The organism is Streptomyces sp. NPDC016677, from assembly GCF_055562815.1.
Genome location: NZ_JBVHEO010000008.1, coordinates 270,891 through 295,532 on the forward strand (window position 1 = coordinate 270,891; position 24,642 = coordinate 295,532).

Here is a 24,642-nt window from a genome sequence, read left to right on the forward strand (position 1 = left end):
CCGGATCGCGCGGATATGCGTTTCCGATCACATGGAGGCGAACAGCCGATCCCCCGACGGATCGCCCAGCGGATCACCCAAGGACACCGACCGGCGCATCGGCAGGCGCGCGCTGATCGTCGGCGGCGCGGTGACGGCCGTGGGCGCGGCCGTGCTGGCCCGTGACGAGCTGGGCCGGCTGTGGTGGCGGGTGCCCGGCGTGGAAAGACCCCGTGACGACGGGGTGGTCGACTACCAGGGCGCGCAGTGGGTGGCGGCGGCGGACGCGAACTGGCGGCGGGCGGACCGGCCCGAGGACTACCCCATAGACATGGTGATCATCCATGTCACGCAGGGGAGTTTCGACGGCGCGGTCAGCGCCTTCCAGAACCCGGACCACCAGGCCGCCTCGCACTACATCGTGGGGCAGGACGGGCGGATCACCCAGATGATCCGCGAGCTGGACGTGGCGTACCACGCGGGCAACCGCGCCTACAACGAACGCAGTGTCGGCATCGAGCACGCGGGGTTCGTAGACCGGCCGCAGGACTTCACGGACGAGATGTACGAGGCGTCGGCGCGGCTGACGGCGCGGATATGCGCGCGGTACGACATCACCGTCGACCGCGAGCACATCATCGGGCACGTGGAGGTGCCGGGGACCGACCACACCGATCCGGGGCCGCACTGGGACTGGGACCGGTACATGAGGCTGGTGCGGCGGGCGACGACGGCGCTGCCGTCGGACACGCCGTCCCCCTCCGCCTCCGCGTCGAGCGGCGGACCGGGCGACTCCGCCGTCTGAGCTGTCCGAGTTGTCCGAGTTCCCTGAACCCCCTGAGCCGTTCGAGACCTTACGTCAGTCCGGCCGCCCGTGCCCGTTCCACCGCCGGGCCGATCGCCTCGGCGACCGCCTCGACGTCGGCCTCGGTGGAGGTGTGGCCGAACGAGAAGCGCAGGGTGCCGCGGGCCAGGTCGGGGTCGGTGCCGGTGGCCAGCAGGACGTGGCTGGGCTGGGCGACGCCGGCGGTGCAGGCGGAGCCGGTGGAGCACTCGATGCCCTGGGCGTCGAGGAGGAGGAGCAGGGAGTCGCCCTCGCAGCCCGGGAAGGTGAAGTGGGCGTTGGCGGGCAGCCGGTCCACGGGGTCGCCGCCGAGGACCGCGTCGGGGACCGCCTTGCGCACCGCCTCGACCAGGCTGTCGCGCAGGGCGCCGATCTCGCGCGCGAACCACTCGCGCCGCTCGGCGGCGAGGCGCCCGGCGACCGCGAAGGAGGCGACGGCGGGGACGTCGAGGGTGCCGGAGCGGACGTGGCGTTCCTGGCCGCCGCCGTGCAGTACGGGGACCGGGGTGTGCTCGCGGCCCAGCAGCAGCGCGCCGATGCCGTAGGGGCCGCCGATCTTGTGGCCGGAGACGGTCATCGCGGCCAGCCCGGAGGTGGCGAAGTCGACCGGGAGCTGGCCGAACGCCTGCACCGCGTCGGCGTGCAGCGGTACGCCGAACTCGGCGGCGACGTCGGCGAGCGCGCGGACCGGCAGCACCGTACCGATCTCGTTGTTGGCCCACATGACGGTGGCCAGGGCCACGTCGGCGGGGTCGCGGGCGATGGCCTCGCGCAGTGCCTCGGGGTGGACGCGGCCGTGCGCGTCGACCGGGAGGTACTCGACGGTGGCGCCCTCGTGCTCGCCGAGCCAGTGCACGGCGTCCAGGACGGCGTGGTGCTCCACGGGGCTGGCCAGGACCCGGGTGCGGGCCGGGTCGGCGTCGCGGCGGGCCCAGTACAGGCCCTTGACGGCGAGGTTGTCGGCCTCGGTGCCGCCGGAGGTGAACACCACCTCGCTGGGGCGGGCGCCCAGGGCCTCGGCGAGGGTCTCCCGGGCCTCCTCGACGGTGCGCCGGGCGCGGCGACCGGACGCGTGCAGGGAGGAGGCGTTGCCGGTGACGCCGAGGTGCGCGGCGAGTGCCTCGACCGCCTCGGGAAGCATCGGGGTGGTCGCGGCGTGGTCGAGGTAAGCCATGGTGACGCCGATTCTACGGGGCGTCCCCGGCCGTGCTCGGAGCGCGGTCGGTCTCCCGGCGGAGCGGTTCACAGGCTCCAGGAGATGGTCTGGTCGGCCTGGACGAGCGCCGCCAGGACGAGCAGGTCGGCGATGCCCAGGCCGAGGCCCAGCAGCGCCCGGCCGCGGCGGGCCGTGCCGCGGCGCAGGGCGGCGCCGGCCAGCGCGATGGCGACCGGCCCCAGGACGACGTTGAGGACCAGCAGGCCGAGCAGGCCGAGGACGAAGGAGGCGACGGCCATGCCGTCCGCGTCCTGGAACCCGGTGCGGCGGGTGGCCGTGGCCGGTGCGGTGAGTCGCACGGTGATCTCCCTCCAGCAGTCGGTGGGTGTCAGTGGGCGGAGGTGCTCCGGCGGCGGTGCCGCTCGCGGAGCGCGAAGACGCCGAGCCAGAGGGCGATGACGGCGGCGGCGACGGCGGAGAGGCCCAGCGGCGCGTGGGCGACGGTGCCCAGCACGAGGCCGAACAGCAGCAGCGCGGCGACGAGGAACAGCATGAGGTCGACTCCCCCAACATTCGGTGAACGGTTGTAGTAACACTTGTCCACTGAGTTCCCAGTCTAGCGCGCGGGACGACTTTCCAATTCTGGAGAACAGTTGTTAACTACATGGCATGAGTCACACCCTCGGCGTCCGGCAGGCCCAGAAGCAGCGGACCCGGCAGGCACTGCTGGACGCGGCGCTCGAACTGCTGGAGGAACAGAGCCTGAGCAGCCTGGGGCTGCGTGAGGTCACCCGCGCCGTGGGCGTGGCGCCGACCGCCTTCTACCGGCACTTCCGCTCCACGGCCGACCTCGGCGTCGCGCTGGTCGAGGAGGCGCTGGGCAGCCTGCACCCGATGATCCGGACGACACTGTCCCCGGAGGGGGACCGCGAGGAACGCATCGCCCGCGCCGTCGAGTTGATCGCCCGCCATGTGCGCGAGCACCCCTCGCACGTGCGCTTCATCGCCCGCGAACGGCACGGCGGGGTGCAGCCCGTGCGGGAGGCGATACGGGAGCAACTCGCCCGGTTCGTCGGGGAGGTGAAGGCCGAACTGGCCACGGACCCGGAGTCGGCGGGCTGGCACGACGACGACCTGCTGATGCTCGCGGGCCTCTACGTCGACCAGATGCTCAGCACGGCCTCGCTCTTCCTGGACGCGGCGCAGGCCCCGGCCGGGGAACACGAACGCGTCCGCCGGCTGGCCTCCCGCCGGCTGCGGCTGATCGGCCTCGGCCGGGAGCACTGGACGGACTGAACCCGCCCGGCCGGGGCCGCGCCGCCGCCCGCCCGTGCGCGCGGCACAGGGCGCGCGAGGACGAGCGGCATGAGCGACGCGGCAGTACGAGCAGGGGTCAGCGGAGCTTCACCCGCGCCAGTTGCCGCGACTGCGCCACCAGCCGGCCCGCGCTGTCCCAGACCTCGGCGTCCTCCTCCAGGAAGCCGCCGGCGAGGTTGCGGGTGCTGACGGAGACCCGTAGCGGGCCCGGTGCCGGGCGGCACCGTACGTGGACGGTGAGTTCGACCGTGGGCACCCAGCCGGACAGGCCCAGTTCGAAGGCGGTCGGCGGCAGCGCGTCGACCGCGAGGAGCAGGGCGAAGGGGTCGGCGTCGCGGCCGTCGGCGAGCGCGAACCAGGCCCGCATCTCGCCCTTGCCCGAGGGCCGCCCGAGCGCCCAGCCCAGCGTGGCCGGGTCCACCTTGAGCAGCAGCCGGTCGGCGAAGGCCGAACCGCCGGAGACCGGCGCGGGCCCGTCCTCCGGGCCGAAGCACTGGTCGAGCGGTGGCATCGCGGGCGGCTCGGCCGAGGTGCGGACGTCGTCGGGCAGGGCGCCCAGGTCGCCGTAGGAGGCGAGGACGCGGATGCGCTCGACCTCGTTGCCCTCCTCGTCGTACTGGAAGAGGGACGCCTGGCCCGTGGAGAGGGTGCGGCCGGTGCGTATGGTCTCGGTGCGGACCAGGGCCGGGCCGGGGCGGGACGCGGTCAGGTAGTGCGCCGAGACGGTGAACGGGTCGGGGTGCGGCAGGGCGTCGGCGAGCGCGCGGCCCAGGACCGCCAGCAGGAAACCGCCGTTCACCACGCCGAAGACGGTCCAGTCGGCGGAGAGGTCGATGGCGTAGACGCCGGGTTCGCGCGGGGTCGGGGCGGTGTCCCGGTCGAACTCGCTGTCGCCGAGGGTGGCCCGTGCGGCCGCTGCGGAGGCTGCTTCTGGCATGGCTGCACGGTACAGCAGCAGAATACTAAGCGGTAGCTTTTCCAGGCGGGCGGCTACTCCGCTTCCAGCACCGTCGACCGCCGGTTCCAGGCCCTCGGCGCCCGCCAGTGGAACCGCATCGCGCACAGCCGCAGCACGAACGCGGCGACCACCGCGAGGGCGGTGGTGAGCGGGGTGAGGACGTCGAAGCGGATGCACAGGGCGGCCATCGTGGCGCCGACGGTCGCGGGCACGGCGTACAGGTCGCGGTCCCAGCGCAGCAGGGAGGGCACCTCGTTGGCGAGCACGTCGCGCAGCACACCGCCGCCGACCGCGGTGGCCAGGCCCAGGCAGGCGGAGGCGGTCAGGCCGAGGCCGTAGTCGTACGCCTTGGTGGTGCCGGCCACGCAGAACAGGCCGAGCCCGGCCGCGTCGAAGACGTTGACCCCGGTCTGGAGGCGCTCGACGTGCGGGTGGAGGAAGAAGACCAGCGCGGTGGCGAGCAGCGGGGTGACGAAGTACCCCAGGTCCGTGAAGGCGGCGGGCGGTACGGCGCCGATGACCAGGTCCCGGAAGAGTCCGCCGCCGAGCGCGGTGACCTCGGCGAGGACGGCGATGCCGAAGACGTCGAAGTTCTTGCGGACGGCCAGCAGCGCGCCGGAGATGGCGAAGACGAAGATGCCGATCAGATCGAGCGTGTGCTGGACGGACGGGGTGAACAGTTGCTGGTACACCCTGTCATTCTCACCCGCGGGCGAGCCCCCGCCTTGCGAACGAAGGCGGGGGCTCGCGACTGCTTTCTCCTACTTCTCCTCGGCGGACCTGTCCTCCGTCCGCCCTCCGGACTCGGACTCGGCCCCGGTCGCGGACTCGGCCTCGGCCCCGGTCGCGGCCTTGGACTCAGCCCCGGCCACCTCCGCCGCCACCGCCGCCGAGGTCGCCGCCGACGCCGCGAGCGCCTCCTCGGAGACCAGCTCCGCCGCCTCCTTGGCGTCGGAGAGCAGGACGACGTCCTGCGGGGCCTGGTCGGCGAAGTTCTCCGGGTGGTGACAGGCCACCTGCTGTCCCGGCCGCAGTTCCTTCAGCGGCGGCTCGGTGGTCCTGCACAGCTCCGTCGCCTTCCAGCACCGGGTGTGGAAGCGGCAGCCGCTGGGCGGCGAGATCGGCGAGGGCACGTCGCCCTTGAGCAGGATGCGCTCGCTCTGGGCACCGCGGCGCGCGGGGTCCGGGATCGGCACCGCCGACATCAGCGCCTTGGTGTACGGGTGCATCGGCGTCTTGTAGAGCAGGTCGCGGTCGGCCAGCTCGACGATCTTGCCGAGGTACATCACCGCGATCCGGTCCGAGACGTGCCGGACGACGGAGAGGTCGTGCGCGATGATCACGTACGTCAGGCCCAGTTCCTGCTGGAGGTCGTCGAGCAGGTTGACGACCTGGGCCTGGATGGAGACGTCAAGGGCGGAGACCGGCTCGTCGGCCACCACCAGCTTGGGCTTCAGGGCGAGCGCGCGGGCGATGCCGATGCGCTGGCGCTGGCCGCCGGAGAACTCGTGCGGGTAGCGGTTGTAGTGCTCGGGGCTGAGCCCGACCACCGACAGCAGCCGCTGGACCTCCTTCTTGACGCCGCCCTCGGGCTCGACGCCCTGGAGCCTGAAGGGGGCGCTGACGATGGTGCCGATGGTGTGGCGCGGGTTCAGCGACGAGTACGGGTCCTGGAAGATCATCTGCACATCGCGGCGCAGCGGGCGCATCCCGCCGACCCCGAGGTGGGTGATGTCCTTGCCCTCGAACTCCACCTTGCCCGCGGTCGGTTCCAGCAGCCGGGTGATCAGCCGGCCCATGGTCGACTTGCCGCAGCCGGACTCGCCGACGACGCCGAGGGTCTCGCCGGAGCGGACCTCGAAGTCGAGGCCGTCGACCGCGTGCACCGCGCCGACCTGCCGCTGGAGCAGCCCCTTCTTGATCGGGAAGTGCTTCTCCAGCCCGCTCACCTTCAGCAGGACCTCGCCGGGGGCGGGGTCCTCGGAGACCGCGGTCCTGGTGCTCACGGTGCCTTCGCTCTGCGCGGGGATGCTCACCGCTTCGTCCTCTGCCTTGTCACTCACAGCTTCGGCGCAATCTCTTCGGTCCAGATACGCTCCCGCTGCTCCTGCGACATGTGGCAGGCGGCCCAGTGCTTGGCTCCGACCTCGGTCAGCTCGGGCCGGACCGTGCGGGTGATGTCGTCCTTGGGTACGTCGGCGTACGGGCAGCGCGGGTTGAAGGCGCAGCCGGACGGGATGTTGATGAGCGAGGGCGGCGAGCCCTTGACCGGGATCAGCCGCTCCTGCTGCTCGCGGTCGAGCCGCGGCATCGAGCCGAGCAGGCCCCAGGTGTAGGGGTGGCGGGGCTCGTAGAAGACCTTCTCGGCCGGGCCGCGCTCCACGCACCGGCCGCCGTACATCACCAGCAGGTCGTCGGCGAGTTCGGCGACGACGCCCAGGTCGTGGGTGATGATGATGACGGCGGAGCCGAACTCCTTCTGCAGGTCCCGGATCAGGTCCAGGATCTGCGCCTGGACGGTGACGTCCAGGGCGGTGGTCGGCTCGTCGGCGATCAGCAGCTCGGGGTTGTTGACCAGCGACATCGCGATCATCGCGCGCTGGCGCATACCGCCGGAGAACTCGTGCGGGTAGCTGTCCACCCGCTTGTCGGGCTGCGGGATGCCGACCCGGTCGAGCATCTCCACGGCGCGGCGCCTGGCGGTCTTCTTGTCCACGGGGTGGTGGACGCGGTACGCCTCCACGATCTGCTGGCCGATCGTGTAGTACGGGTGCAGCGCGGACAGCGGGTCCTGGAAGATCATCGCCATCTGGCGGCCGCGCAGCTTGCGCACCTCGTCCGGGTCGGAGGAGAGCAGCTCGGTGCCGTCGAGCCAGATCTCGCCGGACAGCCGCGCCTTGCGCTTGCCGTACTGGCCGGCGGTGTGCAGGCCCATGATGCCCAGCGAGGTGACCGACTTGCCGGAGCCGGACTCGCCGACGATGCCGAGGGTCTTGCCCTTCTCCAGCTGGAAGCTGAGCCCGTCGACGGACTTGACCAGGCCGTCGTCGGTCGGGAAGTGCACCTTCAGGTCGCGTACTTCGAGGAAGGCGGTCGGCGCGGGAGAGGTGCCGGTGGGCTCGCCCACCGCGGCTGAACTCTTGCTGAGGTCGGTCATGCGAGCCTCACTCGGGGGTCGATCACGGCGTACAGGACGTCCACCACGAGGTTGGCGATGAGCACCGCGAGGGAAGTGATCAGGGTGACGCCCAGGATAACCGGCAGGTCCTGGTTGCGGATGGCGGCCAGCACCGCCTGGCCGAGGCCGGGCAGGTTGAACGTGGTCTCGGTGAGGATGGCGCCGCCGATGAGGGCGCCGAGGTCCATGCCCAGCATGGTGAGGATCGGCGTCAGCGTGGAGCGCATGGCGTGCTTGCCGATGACGGTCTGCTCCCGCAGGCCCTTGGCGCGGGCGGTGCGGATGTAGTCCTCGCCGAGGATCTCCAGCATGGTGGCGCGGGTGATCCGGGCGTACATCGCGGCGTAGAGGAACGCCAGGGTGATCCACGGCAGGATGAGGCCGCCGAACCAGCCGGTGAAGCTGTCCGCCAGGGGCACGTACCGGGCGTCGAGCCAGTCGAGTCCGAACGCGAAGATCGCCAGGCTGGCCATGCCGGTGAAGTAGACGGGCAGGGAGACGCCCGCCAGGGCCACGACCATCGCGCCGCGGTCCCAGAAGCTGCCCCGCTTCAGCGCGGAGAGCACACCGGCCGCCAGGCCGAGGATCAGCCACAGCACGGCCGCGCCGAGCGCCAGCGCCAGGGTCACCGGGAAGCGGTCGGTCAGCACCGGCCAGATGGCCTGTTCGCTGCGGAAGGAGTACCCGAAGCAGGGGGCGGCGCAGTGGGTGACGTCACCGCCGCCCGCGTAGGTGCGGCCCACGAAGATGCCCTTGAAGAACTCCCAGACCTGGGAGTAGATCGGGTCGCTCAGGCCCAGCTTCTGCCGCACCGCCTCGACGGCGGCCGGGTCGGCCTGCTTGCCCACGAAGCTCGAGGCGATGTCGACGCCCGCCCACTTGGGGACGAGGAAGAAGATGCCGAAGACCACCAGGATGATGACCACCAGCATCACTGCGGCGGCGAACAGCCGCCTGATGAGGTAAGCGAGCACAGCGTGCGGCCCGCCGCGGTACCGCGGGCCCCGGAGATCATCCGGGGCCCGCGGTCACGCCGCGCCGGCCTTCACCTGCCTTTCGTGCCGTACGGCGGGTGTTTGCCGGTTACTTCGTGGACTTCAGGCCGAGGTTGACGAAGTCGTACATACCGCTGTAACCGTCGGAGGTGTACACGTTCGCCAGGCGGCTGGAGCGCCAGTTGACGAACTTCTCGAAGGTGAACGGCAGGTAGTACGCGCCTTCCATCACCTTGTGGTTGATCTCCGTGGCGATCTTGGCCTTGCCGGCGTCGTCCAGCGTGTCGACGTAGTCGTCGAACAGGCCGTCGATCTCCTTGTCCTTGATGAGCGCGTAGTTGTTGTTACCGCTCTCCAGGATGTAGTCGCTGTCCCACAGCGGCAGACCGTAGCCCTGGACGGACGGGAAGTCCGGGCCCCAGCCCATGATGATGATGCCGTAGTTCTTCTTCTTGACGTTCGAGGGGCTGCCGATGATGCCGGCGGTCTGCGAGCCGTCGTACTGGTCGATCTCGGCGGTGATGCCGATCTTCTTCAGCGACGCCTGGAGCGACTGGGCGGTGGCCACCTCGACCGGCTTGTTGTTGCGGACCGCGATGGTGGTCTTGAAGCCGTTGGGCTGGCCGCAGGCCTTCAGCGCCGCCTTGGCCTCCTCGACGTTGCCCTTCTTGTTGTCCCCGGCGATCTTGTACGGGTCGTACTTCTGGCCCTCGGCGCCCGGGACGGACGGCGGCAGCATGTTGGTGCCGATGTCACCGCCGGCGATCGGGCCGCCGCGCGCGGTCTGCAGCGAGACGTGGTCGGCGCCGAGGATGACGGCCTTGCGGCACTCCAGCTTGTCGAACGGCGCCACGCTCTGCGGGAAGACCGCGTAGCGGATGTAGCCGGAGACCGGGTTGTCGAGGTTGCCCTTGTACTCCTTCAGCGCCGTGGTACGGCCCTGGGGCGACATGCCGGTCTGGTTGATGTCGATGTCGATGTCACCGTTGATCAGACGCTGGTCGAGCTGGTTGGCGTCGGAGAAGAACTCGATGGTGATCTTGTCCGGGTAGGCCTTGCGGACCGGGTCGGAGTCCTGCTTCCACTCCGTGTTGCGGACCAGGGTGAGTTCCTTGCCCGGGGTGTAGGACTCGAACTTGTACGGGCCGGAGGAGAACGGGTGCAGGCCGTACTTGGACTTGGTGTCCTTGTCCTGGCGGACCGGGGAGGCGGAGGTGAGCGCCAGCATCTCCTCGAAGTCCGAGTTGGCCTTCGGCAGCTTGAAGACGATGGTCTTGTCGTCCGGCGTCTCGATCGCCTTCAGACCCAGCTTGTCCTTGGACTTGTCCTTGTACGGGCCCTCGTACTCACCCTTGGGGTCGAGCACCTCCTTGAGGTACGTCGGACCGCCGGACAGCACGTCCTGCGCCCAGACGCGCTCGATGCCGTACTTGATGTCCTGGGACGTGATCGGCTTGCCGTCCTCCCAGGTGATGCCGTCACGGAGGGTGTACTTGTACGTCTTGCCGTCGTCGGAGACCTCGGCGGTCGAGGTGGCGAGGTCCGGCGTGATCTCGGCGCCCGCCGCACCCGGCTCCGTCTTGTTCGTGACGAGCTGACGGCTGTAGTAACGGGAGAAGTTCCACATGAAGCCGTAGTAGCCGCGCGTGGTGTCCCAGGAGTCCGCGTCCTGGGCGCCGCCGAACTTCAGCGTGCCGCCCTTCTTGGCCTGCGACGCCTGGGCGACCTTGTTGTTCGCGGCGTCGAAGCCGGCCGCGCCGTTCTTCGATCCCCCGTCGCTGTCACCGCCGCCGCACGCCGCCGTGGTCAGCAGCGCGGCGACCACTGCGGCAGCGGCCAGAGCCTGCTTACGCCGCCCTGAGGTGCGTTGGGTAGTCACGATCTCGGATCCTCCGGATTAGATGAGAGACCCCGTGCAGGTGCCACGGGACGCTTGTGCGTGCGGGTGTTCAGCGGGAGCCCTTCGGGTCCAGCGCGTCACGCACGCCGTCGCCGAAGAGGTTGAAGGCGAGCACGGTGATGAAGATCGCCACGCCGGGGACCACCATGTACATGGGGTCCGACTCGTAGTACTCGATCGCGCTCGACAGCATCTGCCCCCACGATGCCGTGGGCGGCTTGACACCCACTCCCAGGAAGCTGAGGGCCGCCTCGGTGAGGATGTTGGTGGGGATCATCATCGTCGTGTAGACGATGATCGGCGCGACCAGGTTGGGCAGCAGTTCCTTGAACAGGATGTACAGCTGCCCCGCGCCCAGGGAACGGGCGGCCTCGACGTACTCGCGCTCACGCATCGAGAGCGTCTGGCCGCGCACCACGCGTCCGATGTACGGCCAGCCGAAGAAGCCGATGACCAGGATCATCACGAAGACGCGCACGCCGGTTCCGTGCAGGCCCAGCATGTCGTTGGGCATCACCGAGACCAGCGCGATGATGAAGAGCAGCTGCGGGAAGGCCAGCAGGCCGTCCATCACCCGGCTGATGACGGAGTCCACCCAGCCGCCGAAGAAGCCGGCCAGGACACCGAGGACCGTGCCGAGGATGACGGCCACGACGGCGGAGAGGAAGCCGACCAGCAGCGAGATGCGGGCGCCGTAGAGGATGCGGGCGAAGATGTCGCGGCCGTTGACCGGCTCGACACCGAGCAGGTGGTCGCCGCTGATCCCGCCGAGCGAGCCCACGGGAGTGCCGAACAGCGGGTCGATCAGGTCCTCGTGGTACTCGTTCGGGTCCTGCCCGAGCAGCCCCGTGATGACCGGCGCCAGCAGCGCGACCACGACGAGGAAGAGCACCACGACGGCGCCCGCGAGGGCGAGCTTGTCCCGCTTCAGGCGCTCCCAGGCGATACGGCCCAGGGACCGGCCCTGTACCGACTTCGCCTCGGCGCCGGCGACCGCCGCCTCCTCGGCAGCGCTCGGGGCCGCTTCGGCGGTCGGCTCGTGCAATGGTGCCGTCATCTGGCAGGGACCCCTCTCAACCGGCGGTAGCCGGCCCGCACTTGCCGCTGTGGCGGCGTGATCAGTCCGTAGTACAAGGGGCGAACACCCCTGGTGCGGGAGTCTTCAACGCCATGGCGATCTGTTGCCAGACTTGGCGGTGAATGGATGCGCAACCGTGATGCTGCATGAGGGTTTCCGTTATCCGGACGCCGGGTAACACCCTGCGGACATGGAGGAGTTGGGACACCGGGGACAGAAGGGGACGTTCCCCTTCGCTCTACGCGCGGAGATCACTCCGCCACTCAGCGGAATCTCATCCTCCGCCGTCAGTACCGGCCGCCCGCCGGAGGGTAGCCGTACCCGGCCGCGGGCGCCTGGGCGGGGGCCGCGTGGGCCTCGCGGTCGTAGAACGGGCGGGCGTTGGAGCGCAGCCACATGGCGACCGGGTCGAGCGCGTCGGACATCGCCACGGTCGACACGGCCAGCCCGTCCGGCACCGCGCCGACGGACTGCTGCATCATCGCGCGCACCGCGCCGACGGCGGGCGGGGAGGTGTCGTACACGTCGAGGCCGATGGCCAGGTACGGCGCCCCGAGCGCCGGCTGCACCCAGGCGCGGCGCAGCGAGCGGACGACCGGGGTGCGGTGGGCGTTCTGCGTCAGCAGGGCGTAGAACTGCGGGGTCTCGATGGCCGGTTCGGACAGCCGCAGCGGGCCCGCGGGCTGGCGGTCCAGGCCGGTGGCGATGCGGCGCAGGTCGAGCCAGGGGATGCCGACACCGCCGCCCGGGGCGTGCGGGTTGAGCCAGAGGCCGAAGCGGTCGGGGAACAGGGCGCGGGCGACCTCCAGCCCGTCGACCACCTCGTAGGACCGGTTCCAGCCGCTGGCGGACAGCTCCTGGGCGGAGGTGACGCAGGGCGCGTAGCCGTGGCCGTCGACCTCCATGTTCCCGTACTGGGCGTCCGGGGAGCCCGCCTGGCCGTGCCAGAGCAGCATCCAGACCTGGCCGGAATCGGGGGCCGCGAGGGCGCGCAGCAGAGACTCGTAGGCGTCGTAGCGGCCGGGCGTCACCTGGCGCAGCATGTGCTCGACCTGCCCGGCTGCGGCGGTACCGCTCGCGCTCACGTTTTACCGACCCTTCGGGAAGCGTGCGTGGTGGGGGTCCAGCTTAAGTCGCGCCGTGGTTGCCGGGCGCCTGCCGGCCCGGGGGTTGCGGTTCGCGGGCGGGGGCGGGTGCGTCGTGGCTGGTCGCGCCCACGCGGCGGAGCCGCGTGCCGGTACGGCCCCGCGCCCCCGGTGGGGCGCCGGCCCTCAGGGGGCGTCTACAAGTCCCCTTGGTAGAACGGCCGCACCGCTTCCCTCATCCAGTCGCAGACCGGGTCCTGGGCCGCCTCCAGGAGGACCAGGTTGACCGGCCACTTGACCGGGACGCGGCCCAGGGCGCGGCCGAGGGCGTCCAGCGGGACGGCGCGGGCGTCGCCCTCCCAGTGGGCGAGCTCGACGCCGACGAACATGACCGGGTCGGCGGTCTCGATGGCGGCCAGGCAGCGGCGGGCGGTGCGGACCACGCCGGTCGCGGCGAACTCGGCGGAGGCCGCGGACAGGAAGTCCACCGGGTCGTCCTGCCAGTCGGGCTCGAACAGCCGGACCCGGCCGCCGCCGGCGGGGCCGTCCAGCGGGCCGCGTCCGGCGCGGCACAGCTCGGCCACGGCGGGCGGCGGCAGCGGGATGCCGACGACACCGTCCGGGTTGACGGCGATGCCGACCTGTGGGGGCAGACCGCGGGCGAACTCCACGGCGGGCGCGATGGTGTACGCCATGTGCGCGCCGACGACCTGGCGGAACTGCTCCTCGGAGCTGAACACCGGGACGTACGCCTGGCCCTGGATCTCCAGCGTGGGCAGGTCCAGGGGGCCGCTGCGCGGGCCGCCGCCGCCCGGCAGCGGAACCCAGACGAAGCTGCGGCCGAGGACCTCGACTATCCGGCCGCCGGCGCCCGGCACGCCGAGGGCGGCGGAGAGCACCTCCTCCAGTTCGTTGCCGGGCCATCCGCCGTGCGGGTGAGGGTGCGCCTGCGCCTGCGCCGGGAAGTCCATCTGCTCGCCTACCGCCTGTGGGGAACCGCTGGTGTGGCTGAAAAGGCTACCGGTCGGAGCCGGTGAAGCCGATCCGGCGCAGGGTGTCGGCGGCCGCGCGGTCGAGCAGGACGGCGGCGCCGCAGCCGGGCGGCAACTCACCCCGCTGGGCCGCGCTCAGCAGCCGGTGGGTGGCCGTGCGGTGGCGCAGGAACGCGTACCGGGACACGCCCCGGCCGCGCTCGCGCTGGCCCTGGAGCGCCTGCTCGGCGTCGACGTCGAGCAGCAGCAGGTGCAGGGTGCCGCCGCGCCGCCGGGCCTCGCGGGCCAGCCAGCGGCGCACCCAGGTCTGGGTGCCGCAGTCGTGCACGACGACGCCCTCGCCGGAGCGCAGGGCGCGGCGCAGCCCGGCGTAGTGGGCGATCCGGACGAGGGGGCGGTAGACCGCGTACGGCAGGAAGCGCGGCATGCGCCGGTCCCAGCGGTCGCGGGAGTCCTGCGAGTCGATGCGGGTCCCGCGCACGGTCCGCTCCATCAGCGTGGACTTGCCGCTGCCGGGCAGGCCGGTGACCGCGACGAGGTCCTTCGGGCCGAAGAGCAGGGCGTGCGGGCTGCGGCCCGCGCGGTCCCGCAGGTCGCGGACGACGGGTGCGGGCCGCTCGGCGCACGCCTCCCGGGCCGGGGCCGTGTGCTGCTCGGGCAGCGCGAGTCCCGAGGTCGTGGCGTACGCCGTGGTCCTGTTCACCGTGATCGTCCTCCCCTGGGGCGGTTCACGTGTTCCATCCCCGTCGAGTGTAAAGAGAAGGTAATGCCGCGGTCTCGCGATTTCGTTCGTTCCGCGCCACAAGCCGGTCACAAAGGCGGCGCCGGGGCCGGTGCCGGGGGCGGTGCTACTGTGGCCGCGCCAACTGCATACCGGCCGTTTGAATCCGCGCGGGAGAGTCCCCGGTCGTCGCCGGGGCGCCGAAGGAGCAAGTTCCTCCCTTGAATCTCTCAGGCCCCGTCACCGCGCGGGCGAGGCACATCTGAAAAGCGGGCCGCCGTCCGGGCGGCCCCACCCAAGGTGCAAGTCCTGACCACGACCGGTACTCCGGTGACCGGCGTGGTCACGGCGAACCTCTCAGGTACCGATGACAGATGGGGAGGGCCTTCCTCGCCCGTGCCGTCCTGCCCTGGGAGACGACCGATGAGCAGTACCCTGCCCCGCCGCACCGCGCTCGACGCGGTGCACCGCGCACTCGGCGCGACCATGACCGACTTCGCCGGCTGGGACATGCCGCTGCGCTACGGCTCCGAGCGCGACGAGCACACCGCCGTACGCACCCGGGCCGGGCTCTTCGACCTCTCGCACATGGGCGAGATCACGGTCACCGGCCCCCAGGCCGCCGCGCTGCTGGACTTCGCGCTGGTCGGCAACATCTCCACCGTACGGCCGGGCCGCGCCCGCTACACCATGATCTGCCGGGCAGACGGCGGCATCCTGGACGACCTGATCGTCTACCGGACGGCCGACGACACGTACCTGGTCGTCGCCAACGCCTCCAACGCCCAGGTGGTGCTGGACGCGCTCACCGAGCGGGCGGCCGGGTTCGACGCCGAGGTCCGCGACGACCGGGACGCCTACGCGCTGCTCGCCGTGCAGGGGCCGGAGGCGGCGGGCGTCCTCGCCGCGCTGACCGACGCCGACCTGGACGGGCTGAAGTACTACGCCGGCCTGCCGGGCACCGTCGCCGGCGTGCCCGCCCTGATCGCGCGCACCGGCTACACCGGCGAGGACGGCTTCGAGCTGTTCGTCGCCCCGGACGGCGCGGAGCGGCTGTGGCGGGCGCTGACCGAGGCGGGCGCGCCGGCCGGTCTGGTGCCGTGCGGCCTGTCCTGCCGGGACACGCTCCGCCTGGAGGCGGGCATGCCGCTGTACGGGCACGAGCTGACCACCGCGCTGACGCCCTTCGACGCCGGGCTCGGCCGGGTGGTGAAGTTCGAGAAGGAGGGCGACTTCGTGGGGCGCGCGGCGCTGACCGAGGCCGCCTCCCGCGCCCAGGACAGCCCCCCGCGCGTCCTGGTCGGCCTGGTCGCCGAGGGCCGCCGGGTCCCGCGCGCCGGGTACGCGGTGGTCGCCGGCGGCCGGGTGATCGGCGAGGTCACCTCCGGCGCCCCCTCCCCCACGCTGGGCAGGCCGATCGCGATGGCGTACGTCGACGCGGCGCACGCGGCCCCGGGGACGCCCGGGGTCGGCGTGGACATCCGCGGCAGCCACGAGCCGTACGAGGTCGTGGCGCTGCCGTTCTACCGGCGCGAGAAGTAAGCGACCGCGCCGGACACCGGCAAGCCGCTCCACAGGTCCACAGGTCAGCGACCGGCGCCGGGAGCGGGCACATCCGCCTTCCGGCATCCCCCTCATTCACCGCCACTCCACCTCTTACGGGAGAATCCAGCCATGAGCAACAACCCCCAGCAGCTCCGCTACAGCAAGGAGCACGAGTGGCTGTCGGCCGCCGAGGACGGCGTCGCGACGGTCGGCATCACGGAGCACGCGGCCAACGCCCTCGGTGACGTCGTCTTCGTCCAGCTCCCCGAGACCGGTGCCACCGTGACCGCGGGCGAGACCTGTGGCGAGCTGGAGTCGACCAAGTCGGTCTCCGACCTGTACTCCCCCGTCTCCGGCGAGGTCACCGAGGTCAACGAGGACGTCGTCGACGACCCGTCGCTGGTGAACTCCGCGCCCTTCGAGGGCGGCTGGCTGTTCAAGGTGCGCGTCGCCGAGGAGCCGGCCGACCTGCTCTCCGCCGACGAGTACACCGCCTTCTCGGCCGGCTGAGGAGCCCTCGCGATGACCCTCCTGAACACCCCCCTGCACGAACTCGACCCCGACGTCGCCGCCGCCGTCGACGCCGAGCTGCGCCGCCAGCAGTCCACCCTGGAGATGATCGCCTCCGAGAACTTCGCGCCGGCCGCGGTGATGGAGGCCCAGGGCTCGGTGCTGACCAACAAGTACGCCGAGGGCTACCCGGGCCGCCGCTACTACGGCGGCTGCGAGCACGTCGACGTCGTCGAGCAGATCGCCGTCGACCGGATCAAGGCCCTGTTCGGCGCCGAGCACGCCAACGTGCAGCCGCACTCCGGCGCCCAGGCCAACGCGGCGGCGATGTTCGCGCTGCTGGACCCGGGCGACACGATCATGGGCCTGAACCTCGCCCACGGCGGTCACCTGACCCACGGCATGAAGATCAACTTCTCCGGCAGGCTCTACGACGTCGTCCCGTACCACGTGGGCGACGACGGCCTGGTCGACATGGCCGAGGTGGAGCGCCTGGCGAAGGAGAAGAAGCCGAAGCTGATCGTGGCCGGCTGGTCGGCCTACCCCCGGCAGCTGGACTTCGCCGCGTTCCGCCGGATCGCGGACGAGGTCGGCGCGTACCTGATGGTCGACATGGCGCACTTCGCCGGTCTGGTCGCGGCGGGCCTGCACCCGAACCCGGTGCCGCACGCCCACGTGGTCACCACCACGACCCACAAGACCCTCGGCGGCCCGCGCGGCGGGGTGATCCTCTCCACGGCCGAACTGGCCAAGAAGATCAACTCGGCGGTCTTCCCCGGTCAGCAGGGCGGCCCGCTGGAGCACGTGATCGCCGCCAAGGCGGTCGCCTTCAAGGTGGCGGCGAGCGAGGAGTTCAAGGAGCGCCAGCGTCGTACCCTGGAAGGCGCCCGCGTCCTCGCCGAGCGCCTGGTGCGGGACGACGCGAAGGCGGCCGGTGTCTCCGTGCTCACCGGCGGCACGGACGTCCACCTGGTCCTGGTGGACCTGCGCGACGCGGAGCTGGACGGCCGGCAGGCCGAGGACCGCCTCCACGAGGTCGGCATCACGGTCAACCGCAACGCCGTCCCGAACGACCCGCGTCCGCCGATGGTGACCTCCGGTCTGCGCATCGGCACCCCGGCCCTGGCCACCCGCGGCTTCACCGCCGAGGACTTCGCCGAGGTCGCGGACGTGATCGCCGAAACGCTGAAGCCGTCCTACGACGCCCGGGCGCTGAAGGCCCGGGTCACGGCCCTGGCCGGCAAGCACCCGCTGTACGCCACGCTGGACGCCGGGCCGAACAAGTAGCCCGGAGTGCCGGCACCCCGGGGCGCCGGGCCTGCCACGAGCGGGCCCGGCACCCCACCCCACCCTCTGCACCACCCCCGTCTTGAGGAGTCCCCGTGGCCATCTCGGTCTTCGACCTGTTCTCGGTCGGCATCGGGCCGTCGAGTTCGCACACGGTCGGCCCGATGCGCGCGGCCCGCATCTTCGCCCGCCGCCTGGGCAACGAGGAGCTTCTCGGCTCCGTCGCCTCCGTCCGGGCCGAGCTGTACGGCTCCCTCGGCGCGACCGGCCACGGCCACGGCACCCCCAAGGCGGTCCTGCTCGGCCTGGAGGGCGCGTCGCCGCGCACGGTGGACGTGGAGACGGCGGACGAGCGGGTCGCGGCGATCAGGGCGGACGGCCGGCTCCGCCTCCTCGGCGAGCACGAGATCCCGTTCGACGTCGACGCGGACCTGGTCCTCCACCGCCGCGAGACCCTCCCGTACCACGCCAACGGCATGACGCTGTGGGCGTACGACGCCGCGGGCACGGAGCTGCTGGCCAAGACGTACTACTCGGTGGGCGGCGGGTTCGTCGTGGACGAGGACGCGGTGGGAGCGGACCGCATCAAGCTCGACGACACGGTGCTGAAGTACCCCTTCCGCACCGGCGACGAGCTGCTGCGCCTGACCCGGGAGACCGGCCTGTCGATCTCCGCGCTGATGCTGGAGAACGAGCGCGCCTGGCGCACCGAGGAGGAGATCCGAGCGGGCCTGCTGGAGATCTGGCGGGTGATGCGGGAGTGCGTGGCCCGCGGCATGTCCCGCGAGGGCATCCTGCCCGGCGGCCTGGGGGTCCGCCGCCGCGCCGCGCACACCGCGCGCAAGCTGCGCTCCGAGGGCGACCCGAAGGCCCTCGCCATGGAGTGGATCACCCTGTACGCGATGGCCGTGAACGAGGAGAACGCGGCCGGCGGCCGGGTCGTCACCGCCCCCACCAACGGCGCCGCCGGCATCATCCCGGCGGTCCTGCACTACTACCTCGACTTCGTCCCCGGCGCCGACGAGGAGGGCGTGGTCCGCTTCCTGCTCGCGGCCGGCGCGATCGGCATGCTGTTCAAGGAGAACGCCTCCATCTCCGGCGCCGAGGTCGGCTGCCAGGGCGAGGTCGGCTCGGCCTGCTCGATGGCGGCGGGCGCGCTGGCGGAGGTGCTGGGCGGCAGCCCGGAGCAGGTGGAGAACGCCGCCGAGATCGGCATGGAGCACAACCTCGGCCTCACCTGCGACCCGGTGGGCGGCCTGGTCCAGATCCCGTGCATCGAGCGCAACGGCATGGCCGCGGTGAAGGCGGTCACCGCGGCCCGGATGGCGATGCGCGGCGACGGCAGCCACAAGGTGTCCCTGGACAAGGTCATCAAGACCATGAAGGAGACCGGCGCCGACATGTCGGTCAAGTACAAGGAGACGGCCCGGGGCGGGCTCGCGGTGAACATCATCGAGTGCTAGGCGGACGGTCGCCGTCCGTCGTGACCCGTACGGTCCACGACTTGTAGTGTGCGGGTATGCCTCGACCTCGTGCATTCGATGAGAATCGCGTGCTTCTCGCCATCCGGGACGAGTTCTGGGACAAGGGCTACGCGGCGACGTCGATGGACGACCTGCTGCGCGTGAGCGGGCTGGGCAAAGGCAGCCTCTACGGGGCGTTCGGGGACAAGCGCAGCCTGTTCCTGCGGGTGCTGCGCGACTACGACGACGCGAACCTGCTGGTGCTGCGCGAGCGTCTGGCGTCCGCGGCGCGGGGCATCGACGTGGTGCGCGAGTTCGTGCTCGGCCTGACCGGCGATCCGACCGGGGCGGTCGCGCGCCGGGGCTGCCTGCTGGCCAACAGCAACGCCGAGCTTTCCGCCAGCACTCCGGACGTCGCGGCTGAGGCTCGCCGCAGTTACGACGCGATCACCACCATCCTCACCGCGGCACTGGAGCGCGCCCGGAGCGAAGGCGACCTCGACCCCGGCACCGACCCCGCCGAGACCGCCCGCGCGGCCCTCGTCGCACAACTCGGCCTCATCGCTCTCGGGCGCACCGGCATGGACGTCGGAGCGCTCTCCGCGACAGGCCGGTCCGCCCTGGCACGGCTGCTGCCCCCTCCGGCGCGGTAGCGGCAGGGCACCGGCCGGCGACCGCATCGCGACCCGGCAGATGTCCGGCCGTACGTCGCGGGTGCGGCACAGCCATGCGAACGTTATTGACTGACCGGTCCATATCAGGGAGAGTTATGGACTCATAGGTCCATAACTTTCGGGGAGAGCGCATGGCCGTCTTGCAGGACAAGGTCGCCGTGGTCACCGGGGCCAGCACCGGCATCGGGTTCGCGACCGCGCGCGCGTTCCGCGACGAGGGCGCCACGGTGTTCATCACCGGTCGCCGCAGAGACGCGCTCGACGCCGCGGTCGCCGAGCTGGGACCTGGCGTGACCGGCGTGGTCTGCGACGCTTCGGTGCCCTCAGAGCTCGACGCGCTCTACAGCACCGTGCGCGACCAGGCCGGGCGCGTCGATGTGCTGGTCGTCAACGCCGGCGTCGGTACCGCCGCGCCGTTCGGCGAGGTGACGGAAGAGCTGGTCGACTCGGTGTTCGCCACCAACGTCAAGGGAACGGTCTTCACAGTCCAGCAGGCGCTGCCGCTGCTCAGCACGAACGCCTCGGTGATCCTGACGGGCTCGACCGCCGCGACACGGCCCGACCCGGGACTCGAGGTCTACGCGGCCTCGAAGGCCGCGGTCCGCACGCTCGCCCGCGGCTGGGCCCTGAGCGCGCGCACCCACGGCTTCCGGGTCAACGTCGTGTCCCCGGGCGGTACGCGCACCCCCGGGCTGCTCGAACTGGTCCCGCCCGAGACGCTCAAGCAGGCCGAAGGCGCGGTTCCCCTCGGCCGGCTCGCCGAGCCCGAGGAGATCGCCGCCGTGACGACGTTCCTCGCCTCGGACGCGTCGAGCTATGTCAACGGCGCCGAGTTCTTCGCCGACGGTGGATACGCGCAGGTATGAGCGCTCCAGCGAGCACCGACGCAGGTGTGTCCCACGCACGGTCCGGGGTGCTCGCCGCCCCGTCCGGCACGGCCGGCGAACGGAACGTTGCGTAGATGACTCACGGATGAACAACAGCCGGAGGATTGCGGCACCGCTCGCGACAAGCCGCCCCCACTCGTCACCCTGGGCACCCTGTCACCGCGTACATGGCCGGGAATCCGGGGGGACCTGCGATGAACGAACAAGTGGAACAGTGGATCGCGATTCTGAGTGTCGCTTTCCCGGTCGGGGCGTTCCTGTGGGAGTTCGCCGTCGTGGGCCGCAAGCGGCTCGGCTACCGGGTGCAGATGGACACCCTGGCCGCCGACGTGACCGGCAAGCCGTACGCCGACGTGCTGGGGGACATGCAGCACAACGGGACGGAGCTGAGGGACCCCTCGTTCGTGCTGCTGCGCGTCGAGAACGCCGGGTCGGCCAAGATCGTCCCTGAGGACTACCTGGCCGACCCCAACGACGCCTACGGCATCAAGGTCACCTTCCGCAACCGCCGGGTCGCGGCCGTGGTCCTCACCGATCCCAGCCAGGCGGAGATCCCCGACTTCTTCTTCCGGCAGGAGACGGACGACAACAACGTCGTCACCACCGTCGCCAAGGACGGCTTCCGCCGCGACAACAACGAGGCGGAGCGCACGGGCGTCGTCCGGCTGCCGAAGGTGACGCTGCCCCGGGGGTCCGAGTACAAGGTGCTGGTCGTACTGGAACGCTGGGCCGGCGACGACAGTACCGACAAGTTCCCCAAGCCCGAGGTCACCGGCACCGACGGAGAGGGCCGCTGGTACGACAGCCTGCAGAAGTTCTTCCGGTTGCAGGCGACCAGGACCGAAAGCCATGTCTTCGCCTCCCGGCCCGCGTGGTGGCTCATCTGGATACTGATCGCGGGCGTCGGCCTCCAGGCCTGCTTCACGCTCATCTGGCGCGACGACCGGCGGCCCCCGCTGGACTGCGTCGAAGGCACCCTCGAACTGCACGGTTCCACCGCCTTCGGGCCGGCCGTGCGGGCCGCCGCCGAGGACTTCCTCAGGCGCTGCGAAGGGGCCGGCCTGACCATCCCGCTCGGGGACGACGTCTTCGAGGGCAGCACCGACGGGGTCTCCGCCCTGGACCAGGCCGGCGAGGACGCGAAGGTCGAGGTCGGCAAGGGGCTCGGCACCCACATCACCTTCACCGACGGTCTGGCGTCCAAGGGCCATCCCCGGCTGGTCCCCCAGCCCATCGCCATCTCCGTGTTCACCATCGTCGTCAACGAATCGGCCGGCGTGGAGAACCTGTCGCAGGCCCAGATCCGCGACATCTTCGCCGGCCGGGTGACGAACTGGAACCAGGTCGGCGGCGAGAACGTGCCCGTCCACCTGATCAACCGCGACCCCGGCTCGGGCACCCGCAGCACCCTCGTCGCCAAGGTCCTCAAGGGCGAGGAGCCGCCCCAGTTCACCGTGACCGACTGCGCGTCCCTCGATCCGGACCGGTACGGCCGCTGCGAGGACGACAACCCGGACGTCCTGCTGAACGAGACCGCCTCGATGCGGGGGGCCATCAGCTACAGCGAGACCGCGAAGGCCGACGGACACAAGGACGCCGACCGGTTCGTCAAGCTGAAGATCGACGGCAAGGAACCGACGGCGGAAGGCGTCGAGGACACCAACTACCCCTACTGGCAGACCGAGTACGCCTACACCTACGGCAATGCCCCGGCCGGCTCACCGGCGGCGGCCTTCCTGAACTTCCTCACCCAGCAGAGCGGCCGCGACATACTGCACCAGCACGGCCACGGCCTGTGCTCCGAAGCGGAGAACTCCGGCGAGTGCCGGCCGATCTGAGCCGTCGCACCGCGGCGGCCCGCGCGCCAGCCGGCGTCTTACATACTGATATGCGCTTTCCAGAAAATAAGACGCCTGAGATCGTTGGGGCACCAGTACTTTCGCACGTGAAAGACCGAGACATGCCCGCACCAGCAACCGGCCCGGCCCAGACACCCGTCAACCCGCGGTCCCGCGTCCTGATCGCCAGCCTCATGGGCACGACGATCGAGTTCTACGACTTCTACATCTACGCGACCGCGGCGGTCCTGGTCTTCCCCAAACTCTTCTTCCCGAGCAGTGACCCGACCACGGCCCTGCTCTCCTCCTTCGCGGTCTTCGGCGCCGCGATGGTGGCCCGTCCGGTCGGCGCCGTCTTCTTCGGACACCTCGGGGACCGGCTCGGCCGCAAGAAGACGCTGGTGGTCTCGCTGCTCACGATGGGCATCGCCACGTTCCTGATCGGCGTACTGCCCACGTACGCGCAGGCCGGCTGGGTCGCCACCGCGCTGCTCGTGCTGATGCGGCTCGCCCAGGGCTTCGCGCTCGGCGGCGAGTGGAGCGGTGCCGCGCTGGTCGCCACCGAGAACGCGCCGCGCGGCAAGCGCGCCCTGTACGGCACCTTCCCGCAGCTCGGCGCCCCGCTCGGCTTCATCATCGGCAACGGCCTGTTCCTGATCATCGGGGCACTGCTGCCGTCCTCGGCGGGTGCCGACCCCACCCAGCCCTCCGAGGCCTTCGCGAGCTGGGGCTGGCGCATCCCGTTCCTGTTCTCCGCCGTGATGGTCGCGATCGGCCTGTGGGTGCGCTCCCGGCTGGTGGAGTCGGCGGTGTTCGCCAAGACGCGGGAGTCCGGCAAGGTCCGCAAGCTGCCGCTGGCCACGGTCGTCCAGGGCCACTGGAAGCAGCTGGTCCTGGGCACCTTCATCATGCTGGCGACGTACGTGCTCTTCTACCTGATGACCACGTTCTCGCTCAGCTACGGCCGCACCGCGAAGGACGCCGCCGTGCCCGGCCTCGGCTACAGCTACACCACCTTCGTACTGATGATGATCTTCGGCGTGCTGTTCTTCGCCGCGTTCACGCTGGTCTCCGGCCCGATCGCGGACAAGTACGGCCGCCGCTCCACCCTGATCTGGATCACCGCCGCGATCGTCGTCTTCGGCCTGGTCTGGGTCCCGCTGATCGGCCTGGGCACGCTCGGCGTCATCCTGTGGCTGGTCCTCGGCTTCACCCTGATGGGCATGACCTTCGGCCCGATGGGCGCGCTGCTGCCGGAACTCTTCCCGACCAGCGTGCGCTACACCGGCTCCGGGATCTCGTACAACGTCAGTTCGATCCTCGGCGCGGCCGTCGCCCCGTTCATCGCGGTGGCGCTGTGGGAGGCCGGGGACGGCTCGCCGTGGCTGGTCGGCGTCTACCTCTCCTCGATGGCCGTCCTGACCCTGATCGCGCTGCTGCTCGGCAAGGAGACCAAGAACGTCTCCCTGGACGAGGGCGACGGCGGCGAGACCCCCGCGCCCGCCGGCGACGCGCACGCCCCGGCGACCTCCCCCGCATCCTGAGTCCGACCGGCGTTCACCATCGCGGAAGCCGTGCCTCCACGCGCCCGGCGTACCGTGGTCGATCCCGGGCATAACAACAACTCCCGACCCCACCGCACTTGGACCACACAAGGCACCTGAGGGAGTCCTCATGCTCCGCGGCATCGACGTGAGCGCCTACCAGTCCGACACCTACGACACGGACGGCCTCTCCTTCGTCTTCGTCAAGGCGACGGAGGGCCGTTCGTACACCAACCCCAAGCTGTCGGCCCAGACCGAACGGGCCCGCGACGCGGGTCTCGTCGTCGGCTTCTACCACTTCCTGTGGCCGGGCAACCTCACCGCCCAGGCCGAGTACTTCGTCTCCAAGGCCCCCGACAGAGCCGGTGACATCCTCGCCGTCGACTGGGAGACCACCGGCGACGGCACGCACGCGAGCAACTCCGAGAAGGACCGCTTCATCAAGAAGCTGAAGGAGCTGCGGCCGGACAACCGGATCATCCTGTACTGCAACCGGAACTTCTGGCTGACCGTCGACACCACGTCCTACGCGGGCGACGGCCTGTGGATCGCCGACTACGTCTCCGCGGGCAAGCCGCGCATCCAGGCCAAGTGGCGCTTCCACCAGTACACGTCCGACCCGCTGGACAAGAACGTGGCCGACTTCGAGAGCAAGGCGGCGCTGAAGAAGTGGGCGGACGGGGCCTGACCC

24 protein-coding genes and 2 riboswitches are annotated in these 24,642 nt (G+C 71.0%); of the genes, 11 read left to right on the forward strand and 13 right to left on the reverse strand.

Features of this window, described 5'->3' with window-relative positions:
* Nucleotides 1-31: 31 nt before the first annotated feature.
* Complete coding sequence (locus ACZ3IG_RS22945; protein ID WP_467434310.1) at nucleotides 32-784, forward strand: N-acetylmuramoyl-L-alanine amidase; 753 nt, start codon at nucleotides 32-34, stop codon at nucleotides 782-784.
* 49 nt (nucleotides 785-833) lie between these two features.
* On the opposite strand, the gene ACZ3IG_RS22950 is transcribed toward ACZ3IG_RS22945, so the two are convergent.
* From ACZ3IG_RS22950 to ACZ3IG_RS22960, 3 genes are all read right to left on the reverse strand, one after another.
* On the reverse strand, nucleotides 834-1,997 hold the full coding sequence (locus ACZ3IG_RS22950) for a cysteine desulfurase family protein (RefSeq protein WP_467434311.1): 1,164 nt from the start codon (nucleotides 1,995-1,997) through the stop codon (nucleotides 834-836).
* A gap of 68 nt (nucleotides 1,998-2,065) precedes the next feature.
* On the reverse strand, nucleotides 2,066-2,338 hold the full coding sequence (locus ACZ3IG_RS22955; RefSeq protein WP_467434313.1) for a DUF4190 domain-containing protein: 273 nt from the start codon (nucleotides 2,336-2,338) through the stop codon (nucleotides 2,066-2,068).
* Between the two features lie 29 nt (nucleotides 2,339-2,367).
* A complete protein-coding gene (locus ACZ3IG_RS22960) occupies nucleotides 2,368-2,532 on the reverse strand; it encodes a hypothetical protein (RefSeq protein WP_467434314.1) in 165 nt (54 codons plus the stop codon).
* Between the two features lie 116 nt (nucleotides 2,533-2,648).
* On the opposite strand from ACZ3IG_RS22960, the gene ACZ3IG_RS22965 reads away from it, so the two are divergent.
* Nucleotides 2,649-3,275: a TetR family transcriptional regulator gene (locus ACZ3IG_RS22965; protein WP_467434316.1), complete on the forward strand. Its 627-nt coding sequence runs from the start codon at nucleotides 2,649-2,651 to the stop codon at nucleotides 3,273-3,275.
* 97 nt (nucleotides 3,276-3,372) lie between these two features.
* Here the strand turns inward: ACZ3IG_RS22965 and ACZ3IG_RS22970 are convergent, their stop codons facing one another.
* From ACZ3IG_RS22970 to ACZ3IG_RS23015, 10 genes are all read right to left on the reverse strand, one after another.
* Entirely contained in the window at nucleotides 3,373-4,233 is an 861-nt protein-coding gene (locus ACZ3IG_RS22970) for a thioesterase family protein (protein WP_467434317.1), read from the reverse strand.
* Between the two features lie 53 nt (nucleotides 4,234-4,286).
* Complete coding sequence (locus ACZ3IG_RS22975; RefSeq protein ID WP_467434318.1) at nucleotides 4,287-4,946, reverse strand: trimeric intracellular cation channel family protein; 660 nt, start codon at nucleotides 4,944-4,946, stop codon at nucleotides 4,287-4,289.
* 69 nt (nucleotides 4,947-5,015) lie between these two features.
* Nucleotides 5,016-6,290, reverse strand: coding sequence for an ABC transporter ATP-binding protein (locus tag ACZ3IG_RS22980; protein WP_467434320.1), 1,275 nt, complete (start codon nucleotides 6,288-6,290; stop codon nucleotides 5,016-5,018).
* A gap of 23 nt (nucleotides 6,291-6,313) precedes the next feature.
* Nucleotides 6,314-7,411 (reverse strand): ABC transporter ATP-binding protein, encoded by a 1,098-nt coding sequence (locus ACZ3IG_RS22985; RefSeq protein ID WP_467434321.1) that lies wholly within the window; start codon nucleotides 7,409-7,411, stop codon nucleotides 6,314-6,316.
* Nucleotides 7,408-8,406: an ABC transporter permease gene (locus tag ACZ3IG_RS22990; RefSeq protein WP_467434323.1), complete on the reverse strand. Its 999-nt coding sequence runs from the start codon at nucleotides 8,404-8,406 to the stop codon at nucleotides 7,408-7,410. The genes ACZ3IG_RS22985 and ACZ3IG_RS22990 overlap by 4 nt, the downstream gene beginning before the upstream one ends.
* Nucleotides 8,407-8,515: 109 nt before the next feature.
* Nucleotides 8,516-10,306, reverse strand: a complete 1,791-nt coding sequence (locus tag ACZ3IG_RS22995; protein ID WP_467434324.1) for an ABC transporter substrate-binding protein — start codon at nucleotides 10,304-10,306, stop codon at nucleotides 8,516-8,518.
* Nucleotides 10,307-10,376: 70 nt separating this feature from the next.
* A complete protein-coding gene (locus tag ACZ3IG_RS23000) occupies nucleotides 10,377-11,384 on the reverse strand; it encodes an ABC transporter permease (RefSeq protein WP_467434325.1) in 1,008 nt (335 codons plus the stop codon).
* Between the two features lie 308 nt (nucleotides 11,385-11,692).
* Entirely contained in the window at nucleotides 11,693-12,490 is a 798-nt protein-coding gene (locus ACZ3IG_RS23005; RefSeq protein WP_215166606.1) for an enhanced serine sensitivity protein SseB C-terminal domain-containing protein, read from the reverse strand.
* 197 nt (nucleotides 12,491-12,687) lie between these two features.
* A complete protein-coding gene (locus tag ACZ3IG_RS23010; RefSeq protein WP_467434326.1) occupies nucleotides 12,688-13,461 on the reverse strand; it encodes an enhanced serine sensitivity protein SseB in 774 nt (257 codons plus the stop codon).
* 46 nt (nucleotides 13,462-13,507) lie between these two features.
* Nucleotides 13,508-14,185 carry an AAA family ATPase gene (locus ACZ3IG_RS23015; RefSeq protein WP_467434327.1) on the reverse strand — a complete coding sequence of 226 codons (678 nt, stop codon included), beginning with the start codon at nucleotides 14,183-14,185 and terminating at the stop codon, nucleotides 13,508-13,510.
* 179 nt (nucleotides 14,186-14,364) lie between these two features.
* Nucleotides 14,365-14,459, forward strand: a riboswitch (glycine riboswitch).
* A riboswitch (glycine riboswitch) is annotated at nucleotides 14,460-14,587 on the forward strand.
* A gap of 39 nt (nucleotides 14,588-14,626) precedes the next feature.
* On the opposite strand from ACZ3IG_RS23015, the gene gcvT reads away from it, so the two are divergent.
* From gcvT to ACZ3IG_RS23060, 9 genes are all read left to right on the forward strand, one after another.
* On the forward strand, nucleotides 14,627-15,745 hold the full coding sequence (gene gcvT, locus ACZ3IG_RS23020; RefSeq protein WP_467434328.1) for a glycine cleavage system aminomethyltransferase GcvT: 1,119 nt from the start codon (nucleotides 14,627-14,629) through the stop codon (nucleotides 15,743-15,745).
* Between the two features lie 132 nt (nucleotides 15,746-15,877).
* The gene (gene gcvH, locus ACZ3IG_RS23025; RefSeq protein WP_467434329.1) at nucleotides 15,878-16,258 is read left to right on the forward strand and encodes a glycine cleavage system protein GcvH; all 381 of its coding nucleotides are present in this window, start codon (nucleotides 15,878-15,880) and stop codon (nucleotides 16,256-16,258) included.
* 12 nt (nucleotides 16,259-16,270) lie between these two features.
* A complete protein-coding gene (glyA, locus tag ACZ3IG_RS23030) occupies nucleotides 16,271-17,545 on the forward strand; it encodes a serine hydroxymethyltransferase (protein WP_467434330.1) in 1,275 nt (424 codons plus the stop codon).
* Nucleotides 17,546-17,640: 95 nt separating this feature from the next.
* A complete protein-coding gene (locus ACZ3IG_RS23035) occupies nucleotides 17,641-19,008 on the forward strand; it encodes an L-serine ammonia-lyase (protein WP_467434331.1) in 1,368 nt (455 codons plus the stop codon).
* Nucleotides 19,009-19,097: 89 nt separating this feature from the next.
* Nucleotides 19,098-19,661 (forward strand): TetR/AcrR family transcriptional regulator, encoded by a 564-nt coding sequence (locus ACZ3IG_RS23040; RefSeq protein WP_467434332.1) that lies wholly within the window; start codon nucleotides 19,098-19,100, stop codon nucleotides 19,659-19,661.
* A gap of 152 nt (nucleotides 19,662-19,813) precedes the next feature.
* Nucleotides 19,814-20,548: an SDR family NAD(P)-dependent oxidoreductase gene (locus ACZ3IG_RS23045; RefSeq protein WP_467434333.1), complete on the forward strand. Its 735-nt coding sequence runs from the start codon at nucleotides 19,814-19,816 to the stop codon at nucleotides 20,546-20,548.
* A gap of 215 nt (nucleotides 20,549-20,763) precedes the next feature.
* On the forward strand, nucleotides 20,764-22,407 hold the full coding sequence (locus ACZ3IG_RS23050; RefSeq protein ID WP_467434334.1) for a substrate-binding domain-containing protein: 1,644 nt from the start codon (nucleotides 20,764-20,766) through the stop codon (nucleotides 22,405-22,407).
* Between the two features lie 122 nt (nucleotides 22,408-22,529).
* Entirely contained in the window at nucleotides 22,530-23,951 is a 1,422-nt protein-coding gene (locus ACZ3IG_RS23055; RefSeq protein WP_467434335.1) for an MFS transporter, read from the forward strand.
* 130 nt (nucleotides 23,952-24,081) lie between these two features.
* Nucleotides 24,082-24,639 carry a glycoside hydrolase family 25 protein gene (locus ACZ3IG_RS23060; RefSeq protein ID WP_467434337.1) on the forward strand — a complete coding sequence of 186 codons (558 nt, stop codon included), beginning with the start codon at nucleotides 24,082-24,084 and terminating at the stop codon, nucleotides 24,637-24,639.
* Nucleotides 24,640-24,642 lie beyond the last annotated feature (3 nt).

Excerpts from the sequence above, each read along its gene's own strand:
- ACZ3IG_RS22945 (WP_467434310.1), top strand. The coding sequence starts at position 32 with ATGGAGGCGAACAGCCGATCCCCCGACGGATCGCCCAGCGGATCACCC.
- ACZ3IG_RS22950 (WP_467434311.1), bottom strand. The coding sequence starts at position 1,997 with ATGGCTTACCTCGACCACGCCGCGACCACCCCGATGCTTCCCGAGGCG.
- ACZ3IG_RS22960 (WP_467434314.1), bottom strand. The coding sequence starts at position 2,532 with ATGCTGTTCCTCGTCGCCGCGCTGCTGCTGTTCGGCCTCGTGCTGGGC.
- ACZ3IG_RS22965 (WP_467434316.1), top strand. The coding sequence starts at position 2,649 with ATGAGTCACACCCTCGGCGTCCGGCAGGCCCAGAAGCAGCGGACCCGG.
- ACZ3IG_RS22970 (WP_467434317.1), bottom strand. The coding sequence starts at position 4,233 with ATGCCAGAAGCAGCCTCCGCAGCGGCCGCACGGGCCACCCTCGGCGAC.
- ACZ3IG_RS22985 (WP_467434321.1), bottom strand. The coding sequence starts at position 7,411 with ATGACCGACCTCAGCAAGAGTTCAGCCGCGGTGGGCGAGCCCACCGGC.
- ACZ3IG_RS23000 (WP_467434325.1), bottom strand. The coding sequence starts at position 11,384 with ATGACGGCACCATTGCACGAGCCGACCGCCGAAGCGGCCCCGAGCGCT.
- ACZ3IG_RS23010 (WP_467434326.1), bottom strand. The coding sequence starts at position 13,461 with ATGGACTTCCCGGCGCAGGCGCAGGCGCACCCTCACCCGCACGGCGGA.
- gcvT (WP_467434328.1), top strand. The coding sequence starts at position 14,627 with ATGAGCAGTACCCTGCCCCGCCGCACCGCGCTCGACGCGGTGCACCGC.
- gcvH (WP_467434329.1), top strand. The coding sequence starts at position 15,878 with ATGAGCAACAACCCCCAGCAGCTCCGCTACAGCAAGGAGCACGAGTGG.
- glyA (WP_467434330.1), top strand. The coding sequence starts at position 16,271 with ATGACCCTCCTGAACACCCCCCTGCACGAACTCGACCCCGACGTCGCC.
- ACZ3IG_RS23045 (WP_467434333.1), top strand. The coding sequence starts at position 19,814 with ATGGCCGTCTTGCAGGACAAGGTCGCCGTGGTCACCGGGGCCAGCACC.
- ACZ3IG_RS23050 (WP_467434334.1), top strand. The coding sequence starts at position 20,764 with ATGAACGAACAAGTGGAACAGTGGATCGCGATTCTGAGTGTCGCTTTC.
- ACZ3IG_RS23055 (WP_467434335.1), top strand. The coding sequence starts at position 22,530 with ATGCCCGCACCAGCAACCGGCCCGGCCCAGACACCCGTCAACCCGCGG.
- ACZ3IG_RS23060 (WP_467434337.1), top strand. The coding sequence starts at position 24,082 with ATGCTCCGCGGCATCGACGTGAGCGCCTACCAGTCCGACACCTACGAC.